Source organism: Cutibacterium modestum (genome assembly GCF_008326345.1).
GTDB classification, from domain to species: Bacteria; Actinomycetota; Actinomycetes; order Propionibacteriales; family Propionibacteriaceae; genus Cutibacterium; species Cutibacterium modestum.
Window position 1 is genome coordinate 353,871 of sequence record NZ_BJEN01000001.1, and the last position, 17,705, is coordinate 371,575.

11 protein-coding genes, 3 tRNA genes and 1 pseudogene are annotated in these 17,705 nt (G+C 58.1%); 8 read left to right on the plus strand and 7 right to left on the minus strand.

Annotated elements, in window-relative coordinates; genetic code table 11:
- Nucleotides 1-43 precede the first annotated feature (43 nt).
- On the minus strand, nucleotides 44-1,420 hold the full coding sequence (locus F1563_RS01785) for a tryptophanase (protein WP_002527285.1): 1,377 nt from the start codon (nucleotides 1,418-1,420) through the stop codon (nucleotides 44-46).
- A gap of 823 nt (nucleotides 1,421-2,243) precedes the next feature.
- Between F1563_RS01785 and F1563_RS01795 the strand changes: the two genes are divergently transcribed.
- The 5 genes from F1563_RS01795 to F1563_RS01815 all read left to right on the plus strand — a co-directional run bounded on the left by F1563_RS01795 (nucleotide 2,244) and on the right by F1563_RS01815 (nucleotide 5,142).
- On the plus strand, nucleotides 2,244-2,909 hold the full coding sequence (locus F1563_RS01795; RefSeq protein ID WP_002527288.1) for a helix-turn-helix transcriptional regulator: 666 nt from the start codon (nucleotides 2,244-2,246) through the stop codon (nucleotides 2,907-2,909).
- A gap of 1,006 nt (nucleotides 2,910-3,915) precedes the next feature.
- A tRNA-Gly gene (locus tag F1563_RS01800) sits at nucleotides 3,916-3,988 on the plus strand.
- A gap of 28 nt (nucleotides 3,989-4,016) precedes the next feature.
- Nucleotides 4,017-4,087 (plus strand) — tRNA-Cys (locus tag F1563_RS01805).
- Nucleotide 4,088: 1 nt separating this feature from the next.
- Nucleotides 4,089-4,160: transfer RNA gene (locus tag F1563_RS01810), tRNA-Val, on the plus strand.
- A gap of 214 nt (nucleotides 4,161-4,374) precedes the next feature.
- A complete protein-coding gene (locus tag F1563_RS01815; protein ID WP_007433815.1) occupies nucleotides 4,375-5,142 on the plus strand; it encodes a sirohydrochlorin chelatase in 768 nt (255 codons plus the stop codon).
- Between the two features lie 43 nt (nucleotides 5,143-5,185).
- Here the strand turns inward: F1563_RS01815 and F1563_RS01820 are convergent.
- Nucleotides 5,186-6,023, minus strand: a pseudogene (locus F1563_RS01820) (PPK2 family polyphosphate kinase).
- Between the two features lie 133 nt (nucleotides 6,024-6,156).
- On the opposite strand from F1563_RS01820, the gene msrB reads away from it, so the two are divergent.
- The 3 genes from msrB (at nucleotide 6,157) to F1563_RS01835 (ending at nucleotide 8,529) form a co-directional block, all read left to right on the plus strand.
- A complete protein-coding gene (gene msrB, locus F1563_RS01825) occupies nucleotides 6,157-6,603 on the plus strand; it encodes a peptide-methionine (R)-S-oxide reductase MsrB (protein WP_007433814.1) in 447 nt (148 codons plus the stop codon).
- A 121-nt stretch (nucleotides 6,604-6,724) separates the two neighbouring features.
- Nucleotides 6,725-7,294, plus strand: coding sequence for a DUF3000 domain-containing protein (locus F1563_RS01830; protein WP_002527296.1), 570 nt, complete (start codon nucleotides 6,725-6,727; stop codon nucleotides 7,292-7,294).
- The gene (locus F1563_RS01835; protein ID WP_002527297.1) at nucleotides 7,291-8,529 is read left to right on the plus strand and encodes an HRDC domain-containing protein; all 1,239 of its coding nucleotides are present in this window, start codon (nucleotides 7,291-7,293) and stop codon (nucleotides 8,527-8,529) included. The genes F1563_RS01830 and F1563_RS01835 overlap by 4 nt, the downstream gene beginning before the upstream one ends.
- A 23-nt stretch (nucleotides 8,530-8,552) precedes the next feature.
- Here the strand turns inward: F1563_RS01835 and dxs are convergent, their stop codons facing one another.
- From dxs to F1563_RS01865, 5 genes are all read right to left on the minus strand, one after another.
- Complete coding sequence (gene dxs, locus F1563_RS01840; protein WP_007433813.1) at nucleotides 8,553-10,421, minus strand: 1-deoxy-D-xylulose-5-phosphate synthase; 1,869 nt, start codon at nucleotides 10,419-10,421, stop codon at nucleotides 8,553-8,555.
- 837 nt (nucleotides 10,422-11,258) lie between these two features.
- On the minus strand, nucleotides 11,259-13,925 hold the full coding sequence (gene acnA / locus F1563_RS01845; RefSeq protein ID WP_002527301.1) for an aconitate hydratase AcnA: 2,667 nt from the start codon (nucleotides 13,923-13,925) through the stop codon (nucleotides 11,259-11,261).
- Between the two features lie 142 nt (nucleotides 13,926-14,067).
- Nucleotides 14,068-14,319, minus strand: a complete 252-nt coding sequence (locus F1563_RS01855) for a DUF6767 domain-containing protein (RefSeq protein WP_036958278.1) — start codon at nucleotides 14,317-14,319, stop codon at nucleotides 14,068-14,070.
- 1 nt (nucleotide 14,320) lies between these two features.
- Nucleotides 14,321-15,502 carry a class I SAM-dependent RNA methyltransferase gene (locus F1563_RS01860; RefSeq protein ID WP_002533749.1) on the minus strand — a complete coding sequence of 394 codons (1,182 nt, stop codon included), beginning with the start codon at nucleotides 15,500-15,502 and terminating at the stop codon, nucleotides 14,321-14,323.
- Nucleotides 15,503-15,532: 30 nt separating this feature from the next.
- Nucleotides 15,533-17,557, minus strand: coding sequence for an APC family permease (locus tag F1563_RS01865; protein WP_002527304.1), 2,025 nt, complete (start codon nucleotides 17,555-17,557; stop codon nucleotides 15,533-15,535).
- Between the last annotated feature and the right edge of the window lie 148 nt (nucleotides 17,558-17,705).

The window sequence follows — 17,705 nt, forward strand, 5'->3', positions numbered from 1 at the left end:
TTTATTGGTGGAGGCGCGGGTCCCCGACCGAACGAGCATCTCATCATCCGATCGGTTCAAGGCGGCTCGTGAAGTGGCGTAGAACCGGCGGCTCCCACGTGATGCGGAATCCAGGTACCTTCTCTGGTGCGTGTGCAATATCGGCCAGAGCCTCTGCGATCAGATCCATGTGCGACTGGGTATAAACCCGCCTCGGCACCGCGAGTCTGGTGAACTCGAATGGCGCCTGCTGTTCCTCATGAGTCACCGAATCACGATCCATCAAGTAGGAACCGATGTCACAGGAACGGATCCCCGCCTCTAAGTAAAGTTGTGTGGCAAGAGCATGTCCTGGGTACTGATTCCACTTCAGGTGTGGCAACAAGCGACCAGCATCGATGAACACTGCGTGACCCCCTACCGGGTTCTGGAACGGTACCCCTGCCTGCTGAAGTTTGTCTCCCAGATATTGGATTTGCCCGACACGATACCGCTGCCAGTCAGGGTCAAGACCTTCCTCGAGGCCAACGGCTAATGCTTCCAGGTCGCGACCGGATAAGCCACCGTAGGTCAGATATCCCTCGAACGAAATTACGTTGCTCTTAACCTTCGCGATCAGCTCGCCATCATCACGAACTCCCACCATTCCGCCCATATTGACGATGCCATCCTTCTTGGCACTCATCACGAACATGTCACCGTAACTGAACATCTCGCGGGCGATGTCTCGTAACGATCGTTCCTGGCAGCCATCTTCCCTTTCATGGATAAACCAGGCATTCTCGGCATAACGTGCTGCATCCAGACAGACTGGGATTCCGTTCTCATGGGCCAACTCATAAGTCTCTCGCATATTCTTCAAGGATACTGGTTGCCCACCGACCGAATTGTTCGTCACGGTCATGAAAATCGCGGCGACGTTGTCACCATGCTTCGAAATGAGTTTTTCCAAACCCGGGATGTCCATGTTTCCCTTGAACGGAGCCGCCTTCGCTGAATCCAGCCCTTCCTGGCACACATTGTCCACCGGTCGAGCGCCCGCCAGACCAACATGGGCACGAGTCGTGTCGAAGAACGTGTTGGCTACCACGATCTGGCCACGTCGTGACACCAGCAACGGAATAAGCACTTTCTCGGCCGCGCGACCTTGATGCACCGGCTGAAGGTAGTCATACCCAATGATTTCGCCTGCAACATCCATGAGATGCACGTAGCTTCGCCCACCCGAGTAGGCCTCATCGCCTCGCATCATGGCAGCCCATTGGGCATCACTCATCGCTCCGGTGCCTGAGTCGGTGAGCAGATCGATGTAGACTGACTCGGCGGGGAGCCCGAACATGTTGTAGTGGGCCCTTGCCAAGATCTCGGCCCGTTCCTCGCGAGAGGTTACCTTGATAGGCTCGACCATTTTGATCTTGAACGGTTCCGGAATGTACTTCATCTCGTATTCCTCCCCTAGGCCGGCGATGCCGGTCGGACGACGCTGTACGACTCGATATCAAGTCACTCCCCATGCAAAATGCTTCAACATCATGTCATATGATTCCACTCCACGATAGGCATGTCAATGAATTAGAAGATTGATCAACACATAGTTAAATGCCTTGATGTGGTCCAGGAGACTTAACTAGGTGAACATGCTTGTCAACGAGTTATGGTTGCCTCGGGCGGGTCGCAAAAGGACGGCAGATGCCGGGCTCTGACGTGATTGATAACGAGACGTTCGTTCGTGCCGGTTTGCATCGTTGGACTGATCTCAATGCTCGACACTGCCCGTGTCCTGACTGCGACCGTACCAATTACCTGATCCACGATGAAACCTTCCTGCACAGCGCGGTTACCGTGACACGAATAGAGTCGACTTGAACCGTCCCGGGTTCTGTTCCGACAGCGTTTTTCAAGGCAAACGTAGATCAAGCCCCAGAAGTACAGCCCCGAGTGCCAGGCCCGTGCTGTGCTTTGGCTAGGCGGAACTCGACTGCTCTGTAACCAGATGATCCAATTCATTAACCGAGTGAAGCCCCCGGCTACACCACTCCCGCCAAGATCCACCACCGCGCAGACTGACCCACCACGCGAGGAAAACGATGCGGACATAGACCCCAGCCATGCCGGGAATTGACAGTGAGGCGCCTCGGATCAAATTCACGTTTGATGAGCAAGGGTGTTGTGCAAGACGTCGGGTAGCCTCACAACGTCACCCAAACCACGCTAGAGTTACAGTAGAGGCCATGTGATGTACAACATCAGGCACCCCTCGAGAGATGACAATCGCAGCACTCATCGGGATAGTTGATCCGCTCAAACACTCCCTCATCGGCAGAAGTGAGGTAGTACTGCATGACCTCTCCAAACTCCCCAACAGCATTGTGGCCATCGCTGGCCGTCTCACTAGTCGACAGGTCGGTGATCCTGCCACCGATGAGTTAGTCCATGCGTGGCAAACGGGTAACATGCGCACTCAGATCGGATACGAGAAGAATACCCCAGAAGGCCGGGCCCTTCGGTGCTCTACCATTCTTGTTGAAGATACAGATGGACCCCTCGCCGCATTATGTATGAACACTGATGTCTCAGTGTGGCAAGGAGTACATGACATGACCGCTGCAATTCTTCACGGCGCACCTTGGCCCGGAGAGGGTCCAGCACCTGAGATTCCACGACACGTCGAACCTGCGCCTGACATCAAGGAAGTAGCGAATTCGCTTATGCAAGATGCTGTTGATCGAGTCGGCATACCGATCGATCTCATGCGTAAAGACCATAAGCTATTGGTCGTAGAGCTGTTGCGTAGCCATGGCTTTTTTCTGCTCAAGGACAGCGTCGAGGCTACGGCGAACCTTCTCAAGGTATCCCGGTTCACCGTGTATAACTACCTCAACGAGCTTGACGATGGCTCAAGAACCGATAACCCCAGTCTTAACTACTGACGAAGCGTTCGAGAGTTCCTTGTGAATCGAATCGGGACTCTCCAAACTGGGGCTGTCCGCGAGAGCTGGGGTTAGCTGAGCTGACGGACCTTGATATCCGGGCTGATCTGGATATCGTGAATGCGGCGATTACCAGTGGCGCCGATGAACTTGGCCTGAGCGAAGAGACTTCGCGAATATGGGCGCGCTAGCACAAACATTCGGGCAACGTCACACCGGCGAAATCAGTTGAACTTTGGGGTCCTCATAATTCGTGGGCGCAGCCTACTTACACGACTGGCTTCAGATCGTTTGGTGGGCATGGAGCCTGCCCTGTCTATACACACGAATTCACTACGGCCAGTTGAGGGACGTCTCGGCCTGGTTCAGCGTCAAGACTGTTCGACCGCTCACGTCACCAAAAATAGGTATGAGCCACGCGAACACGTCGAAATGGGTTGACCCGTACCAACGCTACGGCGAGTCTAGTCTGCAAAATTGCGTTGGCTGCCCAAAACCCAAAACACTGCCTGACGCGGATTCCCGATGAGGTCGTCGCCCAGATCTAGCGGCTGCGCCGGCAGCGTATGTGGTCAGCCCGATTGATCTAGATCGAGCTGTTCGAGAAGGGACCTCTAGATGAGTCAAACAACGGTTAGGCGAGCTGGCTCAGCGAGGGCTGAATAGGTGGTAACTCGACGGCCGATTCCCTCAGAAGGCCATTACAGTTACCATCATTTGACTGTTAACGGGCTCTCCCGCCTGGTTCGCACCTAGCCCTTGCCAGACGAGAAAGCTGAGACGTTGGTGGCGTTTTAAGCTGACGGTTGAACTCATCGATCGGGAACCCCGACACGCCGGTAGGCCACACCGATGGAATCTTTCTTGACTAGGAGAAACGCTAGGTTTCACGGCGAGACGCCCGCCTCGACTTGCATTGCTTCCAGGGCATCCTCTAGAGTTCTTTCTCGTCGCCCGGCAGGAACGACAAGGCGCGAAAGCCCCTCAGAGATCCGCTGGACAGTACGCGGACGTGGCTCAGTTGGTAGAGCATCACCTTGCCAAGGTGAGGGTCGCGGGTTCGAGTCCCGTCGTCCGCTCGGAGGGGTCTTTCGGACCTATCCACGTGGTGGAGTGGCCGAGAGGCGAGGCAACGGACTGCAAATCCGTGTACACGGGTTCAAATCCCGTCTCCACCTCGGGCGGTTGGCGCAGTGGTAGCGCGCTTCCCTGACACGGAAGAGGTCGCCAGTTCAAACCTGGCATCGCCCACGGAAAGGGCCGGTCGACGAAAGTCGGTCGGCCCTTTTGGGCACCTATCCCAGTCGTGTTGCCTCGGTCAGACGTCCATCTGTCCTATGGCGTCGTGTCTGGAATGCACGCTGGTTCACAGGCACATTTTCGCCATTTCTGATGACCTACTTCGATAGGGTGAACACAACGTATAGGACTTATTGTCCTCAAAGATGGGGAAGGAAGTGGTCCCATGGCTGCGCCGGTACTCGACCTCGTCCTCCCCGCGATGTCCGAAGCTTCTGCAACTCTCATAGGTCAACGGTTACGTCAACGAATGTCTCACCTGCATCCGCACATCGAGTCGGCAGTGAGCTTCGTTCCGGAAACGGGCCGGTGCAAGGCACCTCGCATCAAGCCTTCATGGCGTGAGCTAGTGCTGGTCCCCATTAATACCACCCATCTACATTACAGCCCGTCGCAGTTGGCCCGGCACGCCAAGGACATTCACCGCAACCACCGCGATCTTGCTATCCGTATTGCACGTCCCACGGGTCCTGCGCCAGCCCTTCTCAATCTCGTCGATGCCCGTCTTCGCCTGGCAGCACACCGGGTCCATGCCCAAGAACTGGACTCCCTCGTTCTTTCAACTCCTGATAGTGGAGATCCTCGGGGAGCCGCCATGCTCTCCAAGTTGACCCGACTATGGTCTCAGCACCACCATCTTCCGGTCCATATCGCCACCAATAGTGGCGGTGCCGCTGCCGTGGAAGAGGTCGTCGCCCATTTACGTCGGGAGGGACGTCGTCATATTGCCGTGGGGAGCCTGTGGATCTGTGACGACGAGACTTTCCGCGCCCATACCCATCGCGCCCTTCACGCCGGAGCTGAGGTCGTTTCCGCGCCTCTGGGCGACGATCCCATACTCGCAGCCCTCGCCTTTGAGCGCTACTGCTCAGCAGCAATGGGGTTGGTATCGGGACCAGCTGGCGACGACGTCCTCCCAACTGAATCGCACTGATGGACAGCCAACGCCTGCTGGCGCGGTGCCACGTCGATCCGTATCACGCCTGGCTAAGGCGCTGTTTCTCCTCCTCAACGTCAAAAACAGCAGGAGGCCAGGCGAGCTTCATCGAACGCATAGTCTCGAGCAGAATACGACCGACTGCCCAGTTGCGATACCACTTGTGATCCGCCGGGATGATGTACCACGGTGCAACGTCAGGATTGCACTTGCTCAGCAGATCGTTGTAGGCGTCCATGTAATCGGACCATTTGGAGCGGGCATCAAGGTCTGATGGGTTGTGCCGGGTTATCCAGACGGGCCTCGAGCCTCTCCTTCTGGGTCTGCGGGGAAATATGCAAGAAACACTTGAGGATGTTGTAACCGCTAGCAACGAGTTCCATCTCGAACTCATTAATGAGATCGTAGCGTTCCTTCCAGACCTCCTCTTTGACGAGCTTGTCCACTCTGGCTACCAAGACATCCTCGTAATGGGACCGGTCGAAGACGCCGAGCATTCCCGGCTCAGGCAAAGCTTTGCGGATCCGCCACAGAAAATCATGGTTGAGCTCCTCATCGGTAGGAGCCTTGAAGCCGTGGTGGTGGACTCCCTGCGGATCAACCAGACCGAACACATGACGGACGACTCCACCCTTACCGGCGGTATCGAAGCCTTGAAGGACGACCAGCAGCCGACGGGCATTAGGGTTGCTGCGACCACGAGCAAAGAGCATCTCCTGTAATTCAGACAGCTCATCGGCCATCGGCTCGAACTGCTTCAAAGTCTTGCCTTTGTCTCCCGGAGCCTCCGAAGTAGCACCAGTGTCGATCTCATTAATGTCGACAGGTGCCTGCGGACAACGCAGTACATCAGACAGCCGAAGGGAATCTTTGGCCATAGATGTTCGTCCCTTCTCGTTATGCCGCCTTCATCCTGTCGCATCCGAAAGGAGTCGGCGAGGGAATGACGGCACCCATCTTATCGTTTCACTACACGTGGAGCCGGCGAAATGCGCCGGGCTGGAGGAGATTATGAACGACGAGCACACCACCTCACCAGAATTGCAACCTCGCCTTGTGCTAGCCCCTGATCAGTGGCGCAAACGCCTAAGCGACGAGGAGTACCACGTCTTGCGCGAAGCGGGAACCGAGGCTCCCTTTGTTGGCGAGTACACCAATACCACCACCAAGGGTGTGTATCGCTGCCGCGCATGCGGAGCCGAGTTGTTCCGTTCTACCCAAAAGTTCCATTCCGGCTGTGGTTGGCCGTCCTTCTTTGCGCCGCTAGCCGAAGACCGTGTGCGGTACCTCAACGATGAATCCCTTCCTAACCGCCCACGAACAGAAGTGAGGTGTGCCCGGTGTGATTCCCACCTCGGCCACGTGTTTGCAGGCGAAGGTTTCGACACCCCCACTGATCTGAGGTATTGCATTAACTCCATCTGTTTGAACCTGGAACCGGTCGACGTGAATAAGTGAGCGAGCTACGGTCAGCGCCAACCGAAACCCTCAACCACAACCGCATAGATCCGCGGTACGCGGCGCGTCGAGGGAGCGCCACAGTTGCCAGCACCCATAGCCTGAAAGGGTGATTCGGCAGATGTATCCCGTGGTTTTCGACGAGTTGCGTTCCCGGATGCTCGATTTTTCGTGGTCTGACAAACTCGAGGTCCGTGAGACCCCCGCTCCTACCCGCATTTCGCCGTTCTCAGTTGCAATTGAAGGAACGGTCGCGATCAGGGGAGACGAATTGGGTAGCGGGCGTCTCATCCTGTTACATAATCCTTCCGGCGCTGAGGCCTGGCAAGGCACTAGCCGTTTCGTCGCCATGATCCGAGCTGACGTCGATCCGTCAATGGCTTCTGACCCACTCGTGGGCCGCGTGGCGTGGTCTTGGCTCACGGATTCTTTGGAATCCCACCACGCCGTCCACCATGCCGACGCCGGCACCGTCACCTCAGTTGTGAGCAGGCCTTTCGGACAACTCGCAGTAGACCCCGAATCTAACCACATCGAGTTGCGTGCCTCGTGGACGCCGACCTTCTCAACTTCCGACGACGTCGATTCCCACTTGGAATCGTGGAGTGACCTGTGCTTGCTGTCTTGCGGTGTCTCTCCCACTCCTGACGACATTGCCGCTATCTCTCCCCGACGGGCCAAACTCGCGTGAGCGGCCTCCCTATCCTCACCGAACCTCGCGAGGGAGTGCCGCCAGTCGTCAACTCTCCCGAGGGTCTCAGCCGCACCTGCCAGGCCCTCAGTAACGGCCACGGCCCGGTCGCGATCGACACTGAACGCGCCCACGGGTTTCGCTATAGTCCCCGTGCCTGCCTTATCCAATTGCGCCGAGAAGGGTCGGGCACCCACCTCGTCGATCCCCTTGCTTTCAGCGGAAACACCGACCTCAAGCCTCTCGCCGAGGCGTTAGCTGGAACCCAGTGGATTCTCCACGCCGCCATTCAAGACATGCCCTGTCTTGCCATGAGCGATCTACGCCCTGATGACCTTTTCGATACTGAACTGGCAGGCCGTCTTCTCAACCTGCCGAGGGTCGGTCTGGGCCCGATGATCGAGCATTACTGCGGTGTGACTCTGCTGAAGGAGCACTCTGCCTCTGATTGGTCGCGTCGACCACTCCCCCAGGATTGCCTAGTATACGCCGCTCTTGACGTCGAACTCCTCACAGATCTCAGAGACAAGACCCTCAACGATCTTTGCGCAGCTAGAAAAGAACAGTGGGCTCGTCAAGAATTCGCCCATCTTGTCGAGGTAGCCGCGAACTTACCCAGCAAGGAACCAGGAGTCGATCCGAAGCGCTGGCGCAAGATTAGCCATATGGGTGATATTCGCAGCCGGGCTGGACTGCAATTAGCGCACGATCTGTGGCTGGCGCGAGAAAACCTCGCCCATGACCTCGATATTGCACCCGGGCGTCTGCTCCGTGATGAGGCCTTGGTCACTGCCGCTCGCCATTGCGACCGCACCGTCAACGTTGACGTCGAGGCAGTTCTTGCCATCAAGGGATTCCACCGAGGGCAGGCGAAAAAGTACCGCCCAATATGGGTCGAGGCCATCAACCATGCACGGGGCGTGCCACCAAAAAAGTACCCGCCATTTCGGGAGCTATTCTCAACCATCCCCAGCCCCCGGTCGTGGGAGCGCCATCATCCGGAGGAAGCTACACGGTGGGCAGCCGTAAAACCAGCCGTCAACAACGTGGCTGCCGACCGTGACGTTCCACCCGAAAACCTCTGCGCCCCAGCGTGGCTGAAGCAGTTCGCCTGGCAGCCGCCCGAGGACTACTCAGTCGAGGGGATTGACGCTTTCCTGGCTGATCTCGGCGCACGGCCATGGCAACGCGAAATTCTCGCGGGTCCGCTAAGCAAGGTTATGGCCACACTGTAAATGCCGACATCTCCTGGAGTCAGTCACTCACCGCCGAGTTGGGAAACCAGCTGGCTGACAGCATCAGCAATACCCGGAGCGTCTAGACCAAGCTCAGCCATGATCGCTGAACGCGAGTCGTGGCCGAGGTATCGCTGCGGAATACCGAGGTTACGTATCGGTCGCCACAGACCTCGTCGGGACAAGGCATCAGCCAGATGAGATCCAAGCCCAGAAACGACTAGCCCATCCTCAACGCTGACGACTGCGCGAGCCTCAGCAGCCTCCTCAATAAGCCCCCGGCATACGGGAAGGGACCACCGGGGACTGACGACGCGAACTGGGAAGTCAAGTTGATCTACCGCAGCGAGAGCCGGTGCACACAATTGGCCGTGTGCAACAAGAAGAATCCCATCCCCAGGACCATCACGCAACACGTCGAGACCGTCATGGGACGCGACGACTCGGATGTCGTCAGGCATAGGATCCTTGGAGTACCGAATGACTGTGGGACGATCGTTAATGTCAACGGCCTCATTGAGCACGGACACGAGGTGCTGACAGTCACGCGGGGCCGACAGCATAAGACCAGGAACAATGCCGCACATCGCCATGTCCCACATGCCGTTGTGAGATGCACCGTCGGTACCGGTGATACCGGCGCGATCTAGCACGATCGTGACGCCTTCATGGTGCAAACCGGCGTCCATGAGGAGCTGGTCAAAAGCGCGATTAAGGAAGGTGGAATAGAGGGCCACAACAGGGTGTAGCCCTGCGACGGCCATACCAGCAGCAGATGTGACGGCGTGCTGCTCCGCGATACCAACATCGAAGACGCGGTCCGGATGACGAGCTGCGAACGGTGCAAGGCCGACGGGGTGAAGCATGGCCGCGGTCACCCCGACAACGTCGGGACGCTTCTCCCCCAACTCAACCATGGCGCCAGCAAACGCCTGGGTCCACGAAGCACCACCGGCAGCCTTGAGAGATGCACCAGTGACTGGGTCGATCTTCCCGACCGCGTGAAAATGATCCTCCTCATTGGCCTCGGCAGCAGCAAATCCCTTGCCCTTAGTCGTCATAACGTGGACGATGACGGGATGCCCGTAGCGCTTCGCAAGTTCGAGGGCCCGTTCAACGGAGGAGATATCGTGACCGTCGACCGGTCCGAGGTACTTAATACCCAGATCAGAAAAAATCCCATTGCCGATAAGGGCGTCTTTAACACCGACCTTAGCAGCGTGCATGAGACCGAAGACCTGCTTGCCGAGCGGTTTGTCGGCGACATGGCGCTTCATGCGGTCGAGAGCTTCCTCGTAGTGAGGATCAGTGCGGATGATGGCAAGTTGGTTCGCTAGGCCGCCCACCGTCGGGGTGTAGGAACGGCCGTTGTCATTGACGACGATAACCAGACGAAGGTCCTGCTGGTCTGCGATGGAATCCAGCGCTTCCCATGCCATTCCGCCCGTCAATGCCCCGTCTCCGATAACGGCAACAACGGTGCGGTCCTCGCCCTGGGATAGAAATCCCGTGGCCATGCCCTCGGCCCACGACAACGAGGTGGAAGCGTGGGAGTTTTCCACCCAATCGTGAACAGATTCCGCGCGACTGGGATATCCGGACAACCCCCCGCGCTGGCGCAGCTTCTCAAAACCGTTTGCACGCCCGGTAAGGATCTTATGGACGTAGCTCTGGTGCCCAGTGTCAAAGATGATGGGATCGTGGGGGGAATCAAACACCCGGTGCAGGGCGATCGTCAACTCGACGATGCCGAGATTCGGCCCGAGGTGCCCACCTGTGCGCGACACCTTGTCAATAAGGAAGGTACGGATTTCCTCGGCGAGGTCCTCGGCCTGCTCAGTGGTGATTTTCCTCACATCGTCGGGACAACCGATGTCGTCGAGAAGAGCCATACAGGCCATCTTAGGGCCTACCCCCGCGACACGGTGCCTGCTTAGTGCCTCGTTTCGCCCCACGCTCACTATCTCGTCTCCTTCTCAAGAGACGGGCCCGAGCGTAACGGTACTAAAGGTAGCAGCTATACGTTCGGTGGTATAGCGAATATATGTGCGAGGAGTATGGCGAGCTGCGAAATGCAGATTCAAGGCCGTCGTGTTAGCCCCCACAGCAGCCTCAAACGCCATAGAACCAGCTCCGGTACCCGTATATAAGAGGTGCCGCCACGCTAGATAGCAAGACGATCGTTCTTAACCTACTTGACGGGTTCGACTCGACGAAGGTCTTGTTGGTCCTGGCTACGGTGCCCCTACCGAATTCGGATGGTACTCATTCACCGTCAACTATTGGGCCACGTTAGCCCGCACCGAGGCGCTGCGGAAAAAGTGACCTGAATCCCCACCTGTCCGTGAAGTAATTAATCTGCCAGGTTCGCCGCAAACCGGAAACCTTCGTCACGGAAGTGACCGTGATGCCATATCGTCATGAATCTGCCCCAAGGCCTTCGGAAGAGCTGGTGGCACGGGGCGAACGGCACAGCGTGGGCACTATCGGTGTCAGAGCTAGAGCTTCAGATGCTGCAGCGGCGACCACCGCCTGGGATAAGTCGTCCCATGGGGCGTTCCTCTCGTCATCGAGATGCGCGGTGGTGTTTGTCGCCGCTGTAGTCACCAGGGGTCGCCACTTGTGAGGCTTGCCACATATCACTTTGTTCGCTCAGGGACAGGTGAAGCTTGAATATACATACAGAGTGGGGTGGGAACCATGTGGTCCCCACCCCTGCAGCGCATATGTCAGTTACGTGCCATATTCCTCAATACATACTGCAAGATACCCCCATTGAGGTAGTACAACCGTTCCCCAGGGGTGTCGATGCGCACGATCGCGTCGAACTCGACGGCCTTACCGTTGACGGCCTTGACGTGGACCGTCTCCGGTATCATCTCGTTGATCTTATCGACACCGATAATCTCAAACGTTTCCTCGCCGGTCAGACCGAGGGAAGCAGCTGACTGGCCCACTGGGAACTGCAGCGGCAGGACGCCCATACCGATGAGGTTAGAGCGATGAATACGCTCGTAACTCTCGGCGATGACCGCCTTAACGCCGAGAAGCTGGGTGCCCTTGGCAGCCCAGTCACGCGAGGACCCAGAGCCGTACTCCTTACCGCCCAAGACGACTAGCGGGATGCCCTGCTCGCGGTAATTCACCGAGGCGTCGTAGACTGTGGTGACGGGCCCATCAGCCTTAGTGAAATCACGGGTGAAGCCACCCTCCGTGCCCGGGGCAAGTTGATTGCGCAGCCGGATGTTGGCGAAGGTGCCACGCATCATGACCTCGTGGTTACCACGGCGGGAGCCATAGGAATTGAAGTCGCGACGCTCGACACCGTTGCCAGCCAACCACTGGCCCGCCGGAGAGTCAGACTTGATGTTACCAGCCGGGGAAATGTGGTCGGTGGTGACCGAGTCGCCCAACTTGAGCAGGACGCGAGCACCGGCGATGTCACCGATCGGCTCCGGCTCAGCCGTCATACCGTCAAAGATCGGCAGCTTGCGCACGTAGGTCGAATCCGGGTGCCAAGCGAAGGTCTCGCCCTCGGGGGTATCAAGCTCTTTCCAGCGCGGACCGCCATTGAAGACGTCAGCGTAACGCTCAGAATACATCTCAGCGGAGATCGACGACCCGACGATCTCCTCAATCTCCTCGGTGGAGGGCCACAAATCAGCCAGGCGAACCTCATGGCCGTCCGGGGTGGTGGCAAGGACGTCGTTGTTAAGGTCGATGTCCATAGTGCCGGCAATCGAGTAGACGACGACCAGCGGCGGGCTGGCTAGGTAGTTCATCTTGACGTCGGGACTGATGCGACCCTCGAAATTGCGGTTTCCAGACAGTACTGTCGTGACAGCCAGGTCGTTCTCGTTGATGGCAGCTGAGACTTCAGGGATGAGCGGGCCAGTGTTGCCGATACAGGTAGTACAGCCATAACCGACGAGGTCAAATCCCATCGCAGCAAGGTGCCTGGAAAGCCCAGCGCGCTCATAGTAGTCGGTGACAACCTGGGAGCCCGGAGCCAGCGAGGTCTTGACCCACGGTTTCGGAGCCAAGCCGAGCTCGTGAGCCTTCTTAGCAACGAGACCGGCCGCGATCATGACGCTCGGGTTCGAGGTGTTGGTGCATGAGGTGATCGCGGTGACCGTCACGGCGCCATTGCGTAACTCGAAGGAACGACCGTCAGCGAGGGTAACGGGAACGGTCGCACCCGGATTGGTGGTGTAATCGCCGGCAGTCTCCTCAAAAGACTCCTTGGCCTCGGAGATGAGGATGCGGTCCTGCGGGCGCTTCGGGCCGGCAATAGAGGGACTGACCGTCGAAAGGTCGAGCTCCAAGTATTCAGAGTAGCGAGGCTCGAGCTGTGGGTCGTGCCACATGCCCTGAGCTTTGGCATAGGCCTCGACGAGCTTGACTTGGGACTCGTCGCGACCAGTAAGGCGCAGGTAGTCCAAAGTGACATCGTCGATCGGGAAGACAGCGATAGTCGAGCCGTACTCGGGGCTCATGTTGCCCAATGTGGCGCGGTTGGCTAGTGGCACGGCGGTGACGCCGGGACCGTAAAACTCGACGAATTTGCCAACGACCTTATGCTCGCGCAGCATCTGGGTAATCGTCAGGACGAGGTCGGTGGCGGTGACACCATCGGGTAGTTCACCGGAAAGCTTGAAGCCGACGACGCGCGGAACCAACATGGAAACCGGCTGACCAAGCATGGCGGCCTCTGCTTCGATGCCGCCAACGCCCCAGCCGACAACGCCCAGGCCGTTGACCATGGTGGTGTGAGAATCAGTGCCTACACAGGTATCAGGGTAGGCGATCTTAGTGCCGTCCTCGTCACGGACGAAGGTCACCCGGGCGAGGTGCTCGATGTTGACCTGGTGAACGATGCCGGTGCCCGGCGGGACGACGCGGAAATTCTCAAACGCGCTCTGACCCCAACGCAGGAATTGGTAGCGCTCACGGTTGCGCTGGTACTCGATGTCCTTATTCTGCTCGAAAGCCTCCGGGGTGCCGAAATGCTCAACGATGACGGAGTGGTCGATGACCATCTCGGCCGGGGATAGCGGGTTGACCTTACGGGGATCACCACCGAGATCGGCGACAGCCTCGCGCATAGTGGCCAAGTCAACGATACAGGGCACACCGGTGAAGTCCTGCATGATGACGCGGGCTGGAGTGAACTGGATCTCTTTGGACGGCTGAGCGTCGGCGTCCCAATGCCCCAACTCAGTGATCTGCTCGGCTGTGATGTTGGCACCGTCCTCGGTACGCAACAGGTTCTCGAGCAGAACCTTGAGGCTGTACGGAAGGTTGTCGGAACCGTCAACTTTGGTGATGTCGTAGATCTCGTAGGACTGGCTGTCGACGTCGAGGGTTCGCCTTGCGTCGAAGCTGTTGACACTCATGTGGACTCCTGACTGGTCGATGCAGTTCTCATCATCTCGCGTCGAGTCCCGCCCGCGTGGCGGAACAAGGTATCTTGACGTCAAGCTACCTTGTTGGAAAGCGGGCTTCCAACCAAGGGAAGGCTTAACTAAGGTTGTATATTCAGTCGAGCCCTTCGAGTCGGGGATCCGTACCTAATTCATCTTCATCAGGTGCATTAAGGGGACTCATCTCAGACGGGGCGCTTGCTTTTTTCTGCGCGGCTTTCTTCGACTTCGCGAGCTCATCTCGCAGGGCATCGTCACCCATGACGAGGTACACTAACCCGCAGTCTTGGGGGCCCGTCACGTACAGTTGGCACAGACTGCACGGATCCCCGGGACGTAGAGGACACTTCGGAACTGGACCTGCCATCTCAAACCTTCGGCTCCAGAATCGCCACGGCCTCGACGTGATGAGTCATCGGGAAGACGTCAAATGCGCGGATTGATCGAGGCGCGTATCCGTTGACGTCGAACAAGTGTAGGTCGCGAGCCAAGGCGGCCGGGTCGCAGGCAACATGAGCGATCGCTCGAGGCGACGTCCGCGCCACAGCCTGCACGACCGCTTTCCCAGCACCCTTGCGAGGCGGGTCCAGCACCACGATGTTGGCCTTAGCCGACATCCGGGGCAGCGCTCGCTCCACGCGTCCAGCGGTGAAATGGCCGCCAGGCACATTGCGTCGCGCCAATGCCACCGCCTGACGCGACACTTCAATACCACGGACTCGAACTCCGCGATCTGCCAAGAGCCCCGCAAAGAGTCCCACACCGCAATACAGATCGAGAGCTTCGTCACCTTGGTGGGGCTTTAAGCCACCGACAACCGCATCCGCCAGCGCCTCGGCAGCCCCCGGATGCACCTGCCAAAACCCACCGGCACCGACCTTCCACCGGCGCTGGCCAACATGAGCCGTCATTGTCTCGTCGCCAGCAACGAGCTGCCCGTCAGCAATGACACTCACCTCCGGGTCCTGCGTAAGACAACTGGTCACCATGACGATCGCGTGCTCAGCCGTCCGGCAGGCAGCGTCAGCGGCAGGGCGGCCCGCCGGGTGCGCGATCGGGCAACCACCCAAGGGAACTTGCACTAAATCATGACTGCGATGACGGCGCAGCGCTGGATGCCGATTGAGGCTGCGGTATTGCATCCGCGTACGCCAGCCCAGACCATCAGAGGAGCCGTCGACAGCCTCGACTTTTCCCGCCCACTCAATGCCTGAAAGGCGACTGAGTTGCTCAGCGACAACACGCCGCTTGAGCTCGCGCTGAAACCCGACGTCGACGTGCTGGAAGTCGCAACCACCACACTCCCCAGCCACCGGGCATGGCGGAACGACGCGATGCGAATCGGCTGAGATGACGTCGACAGTCTGTCCAAACCAGTGCGACGCCTTTGACGTGTCGGTCAATCGAACCCGGACCTTCTCCCCCGGCAACGCACCGCGGACGAAGACGACCCTGCCGTCGAGACGCGCCATGCAGTAACCGCCGTGGGCGACATTACCCATGACGAGGTCGACCTCATCAGCCTGGGACGCATCAACAGACTCCTGCATTTGCCCAAGTCTAAGACCTTTGGTGGCATCTCAGTGCCGCGCAGCAATAGTGGCACCGGGATCTCGCCAAGACCGGGGATCGTTACGCTTCCAACGCTTTTCAAGAACCGCCGAGCTACGCAACTGGTAGGGAACTGAGGAGATCAGCACACCCGGCATAAAGTGCAGCCGGGCACGCACGACAAGCGCCGTCTGGTTGTGCAGGAGGTGCTCCCACCAGTGGCCAACGACGTACTCGGGAATAAATACCTCGACCATGTCTCGCGGATTTTCGCTGCGAATACGGCGGATATGGTCGATTAACGGGTTCGTGATCTCACGATATGGGGAAGCAATGATTTTGAGGGGAATATCGATGTCCTCCTCGTCCCAGCGTTCCAGCACGCGCTCCGTAGCGTCGGGATCGACATCGACAATGACAGCCTCCAGGAAGGTTGGGACGGTGGCTTTCGCAAACTGGATAGCCCTCATCGTCGGCTTGTTGAGGTCAGCAATCATGATCACCGCATGCACGCGCGAGGGCAAGACGCGGTCAGACGGGCTGTTGAGCTCCAATTCCTGGGCCACCGAGTCGTAATGCCTCTTGATCGACGTCATGAGCACGTACACCACGGCCATCGCAATAAGCGCAAGGTAAGCGCCATGGATGAACTTCGACGCCAAGATGACAAGCAGCACGACGCCGGTACCCACCAGTCCGATGCCGTTAATGATCCTCGAGTGCTTCCAGCGGCGACGTTCCTTATCCCCGGCCGAAGCATCAGTACGCAGCAAGCGCGTCCAATGGCGCATCATTCCGGTCTGGCTCACCGTAAAGGAGATGAAGACACCAACAACGTAAAGCTGGATAAGTGCCGTCACCGAGGCATTAAAGACTAGCACCAAGATGATGGCGCCGGTGGCAAGTGTCAAGATGCCGTTTGAATAAGCCAAACGGTCACCGCGGGCATGGAGACGACGCGGCAAGAACCCATCACGGGCGAGAATCGAGCCCAACACTGGGAAACCGTTGAAGGCGGTGTTGGCGGCCAGGAACAAGATGATCATTGTGCAGACGATCGTGATGTAGAAGCCTGGCTTAAAGGAGTCATAGAAGACAGCGCGTGCCATCTGGCCCACAACCGTCACCTGGTCTTTAACGACATGTCCATGAGTATCAACGAGGTGGGACTCCCCCGTCGTATCGAACATCTTGACGCCGGTGACATTGGCCAAGACCAGAATGCCCATAAGCATTGAGACGGCTATCCCACCAAGCATCGCCAACGTCGTTGCGGCATTCCTCGACTTCGGTTGACGGAAAGACGGCACGCCATTGGAGATCGCCTCGACCCCTGTCAGTGCGGCACAGCCGGATGAGAACGTACGCGCCATTAAGACGACGCAGGCAAGGCCGACCAAACCGGTGTATTTCGGTGCCCCGACGACCGTGAAGTCTGCGGTCGGAGCGCGAAGGTTGTCACCCAAGACGAAAATCCTCGTGAGTCCCCACACCACCATGCAAATCACCGAGACCATAAAGGCATAAGTGGGGATAGCAAAGAACGTTCCGGATTCTCTCACACCTCGCAAATTCATGGCAGTGAGAATGGCGATAACGACAGCCGCTGTAATCCCTTCATGCCCAGCAAGCCCAGGGATCATCGCTTCAGCGTTTTGAACACCTGACGACACCGAAACGGCCACCGTCAGCACATAGTCAACGAGGAGCGCGCTGGCCACTACGAGCCCAAATCGTGGGCTCAGGTTCGCTGTCGCAACCTCATAATCACCACCACCGGAAGGGTACGCACGCACCGTTTGGCGGTAGCTCATGACTACGATGAGCATGACTAAGGCGACGGCAATACCAATCTTCCACGAGAACGCGAGCCCGGCGGTACCCGCCAGCGACAAGGTAATAAGGATCTCGTCAGGGGCGTATGCCACGCTCGAGAGCGCGTCGGAGGCGAACACCGGCAGCGCGATCCGCTTCGGCAGGAGGGTCTCACTTAGCGCGCTGCTCTCGAGTTTGCGCCCGACGAGCACCCTTTTGACGGCTTGGAAAACCTTCACGGCGGGCCACTCTACTTGCGCGAAGCATCATCGGCACGTTGTCAGCATCGTCCCGTCCGGTAACCTCATAACCGTCAGACTGGAAAACGCGCCTCGAATGAGACAGGCAGACCAGAACGCGGCACAATAGCACCGACAACTACGACAC